This window comes from Desulfofalx alkaliphila DSM 12257 (genome assembly GCF_000711975.1).
Classification (GTDB): domain Bacteria; phylum Bacillota; class Desulfotomaculia; order Desulfotomaculales; family Desulfohalotomaculaceae; genus Desulfofalx; species Desulfofalx alkaliphila.
In genome coordinates this window covers 5,001-7,469 of sequence record NZ_JONT01000039.1, presented here as the reverse complement: position 1 = coordinate 7,469, position 2,469 = coordinate 5,001, and the positions used below count along the sequence as shown (strand labels likewise).

The following is a 2,469-nucleotide window of genomic DNA, read 5'->3' as shown; positions in this document are numbered from 1 at the left end:
CGATCAGTTCTCTTTCCGGTGGATGGCCAAGGCTGATTAACAAGCTGGCTACTCACTGTCTATTGGCCGGTTACCAGGTCCAAAAAGAGCTTATTGATGACAGTGTGGTTCATTTGGCGGCTGAAGAGGCCGGTATCTAACTACTGGTTGGTGATTGCCAACCGGTTTTTCTATTTATTTTGGCTCTTTTTCCTAATTGTTTCAGCTGCTAAAACATCGTGCAAATGTGAAAAATCCTTGGAACAAAATCTAATTTAATTTGCAATTGTTGCACATTGGACCGGAAAATGTGCTGATATATTGTGAAAATGAGGTGCTGGTTTAATTTGCAAGTTCACAGTATCCAGTAACAGAAGATACTGGACAGATATTCAAAGCTGAGGAAAAAAACAACAGAAACAGGGTTTCTCATGCTCTTATAAAACAATATTTTGCAGAGCATGAAATCGCTCAGGAATTTATACGGCGGATGGAACAAGAACAAACAAAATATTTTAATAGCCATTGCATTCGCTTAAATCGCATGACGAAGTTTTATTCGATGGAGCAAATGCTTGATGGGATAAGATACTGTATTGAGACTGAACGCTGCAATGCCTATGAACTTTTGGCTTACATAATGTATAAGCATGGTGAGCAGATAGCAAAGAAGTTCTTACCAAATCAACAGTATTTCAACCATCTGACACGTAGCAAGGAGATAAGGAGGGAAATCGATGGCTGATATAACTGAAATCCGCGAGTTGGCTAAGAAGCTAAATCTATGGAATATTGCCAGGGGATATATTGATTTGAATGATGAGAAACTGTCCAACCTAGATTATCTTCAAATGATATTACAAAAAGAACTAGAGATACGAGCCAGACAAAAACAGATCAAGCTAAGAAGGGCAAGCAAACTTCCCAACAAAGTATTTGATGTATCGAATTTAAACAAAGGTTTGGAATGGCAAATTAAACAATTATCCCATCTGACGTGGCTCAATGAAGAACAAAACGTTATTCTACTTGGTAAATGCGGGACAGGCAAAACTAGTCTTGCAGTTCATCTTGGAGAAACAGCGATCGACAATGGACATAAAACTTACTATGCATCCATTGATGTTTTTATATATATTGTAGAGAACAAAGATATAAACACAAAAGCAGGCGCAACCTTCTCCTATATGCGGGAATGCGACTTGATTATTATTGATGATGTATTTTATCTAGAACCAACCAGGTCAGAGTTGCAGGCTTTTTATCGAGCAGTTACCTTTCTTAATGAAACAAGAAGTATCATTTTTATTACCAATCGAGAAATATCTACATGGTTATATGTAGTGGAAGACAAACATCTTTGCCAGACTCTGTTAGACAGAATAACAGCCAATTGTCAGCTCATTCGCTTGACTGACAGATAAATTAAAATACTCACCTCTTTTCTAGAAAAGGGTTAATACTCAAATTTGAAAACTATGCCGATTAACGGCTTTAAATAGATGCAAAAAATCTCATGAAAACTAAAGAATTACTTAACTTTTGAGATTATCTGCAGTTTCTGGGGTAGGGGGGTCTAAATCTCTACCACTTTTTGCCCCGGAAACGGGCGTGGGGTAACGCGTGAAAATTCGCGGTTTCAAACAGTGTGGCGAAATATACCGTAGAGTTCATTGGAATAACCGAGGTAAAAAATCGATTGTTTGGAGATGCGTCAGTAGACTTGAGAATACAGGGTTAACTTGTCATTCCCGAACCGTGCTGGAGGATATGATAGGCCTTGCTACGGTGGAGGCAATTAATAAACTAATAGGGCAAAAGGATGGCTTTTTAACTATCTTAAAGGAAAATATAGAAATAGTGATAAGTGAAACGGACAATAATATTGTTGCCGAGATAGATAAAAAGCTAGAGGAATTACAAAAAGACCTTTTGAGACTGGCCAATTCCAAAGAAGATTATAACGATATAGCCGATGAGATTTATAGGCTCAGAGAGGAAAGGCATAAGGCTTTAGCAGAAGAAGCTGGCAAAAAAGGCTCCAAGCAAAGGCTAGAAGATATGGAAAAATTCATTAATGAACAATCCATCCTCCTTGAGGAGTATGATGAGCAACTAGTAAGGAGACTTATAGAGAAAATAACGGTCTATGATGATAAACTAACTATTGAATTTAAATCTGGTGTAGAAATTGATATAGAAAAATAAAACGAATTTGACCGCCGATTGAGGAGAAATACTTCTTGATGGGCGGTTCTTTTCTATTTATACTTGGGGATAATCTAATAAGTGAACTCGTTTCAGCAAGCTGAAACATCGGGGAATCAGATGGAGAGTCTACTCCACCTGATTAAAACCCACCTACGCTGCGCTTAGAGGTGGCGGTCTTGACCGTAAAGCTAAAAGATAAACACACTTGAACAATTACTCATATGTTTTTATTGACAAACGGAGAATTGAGGTTTATAATATATATGAAAGCTTATTCAA

3 protein-coding genes are annotated in these 2,469 nt (G+C 37.6%); all 3 read left to right on the top strand.

Annotation, left to right across the window (positions count from 1 at the left end; translation table 11 throughout):
* Positions 1–469 precede the first annotated feature (469 nt).
* The 3 genes from BR02_RS15195 to BR02_RS14510 all read left to right on the top strand — a co-directional run bounded on the left by BR02_RS15195 (position 470) and on the right by BR02_RS14510 (position 2,187).
* Positions 470–724, top strand: a complete 255-nt coding sequence (locus BR02_RS15195; protein WP_031517559.1) for a hypothetical protein — start codon at positions 470–472, stop codon at positions 722–724.
* On the top strand, positions 717–1,403 hold the full coding sequence (locus BR02_RS0112340) for an ATP-binding protein (protein ID WP_031517557.1): 687 nt from the start codon (positions 717–719) through the stop codon (positions 1,401–1,403). Before BR02_RS15195 ends, BR02_RS0112340 begins: the two co-directional genes overlap by 8 nt.
* Before the next feature lie 199 nt (positions 1,404–1,602).
* The gene (locus BR02_RS14510) at positions 1,603–2,187 is read left to right on the top strand and encodes a recombinase zinc beta ribbon domain-containing protein (RefSeq protein ID WP_084171046.1); all 585 of its coding nucleotides are present in this window, start codon (positions 1,603–1,605) and stop codon (positions 2,185–2,187) included.
* Positions 2,188–2,469 lie beyond the last annotated feature (282 nt).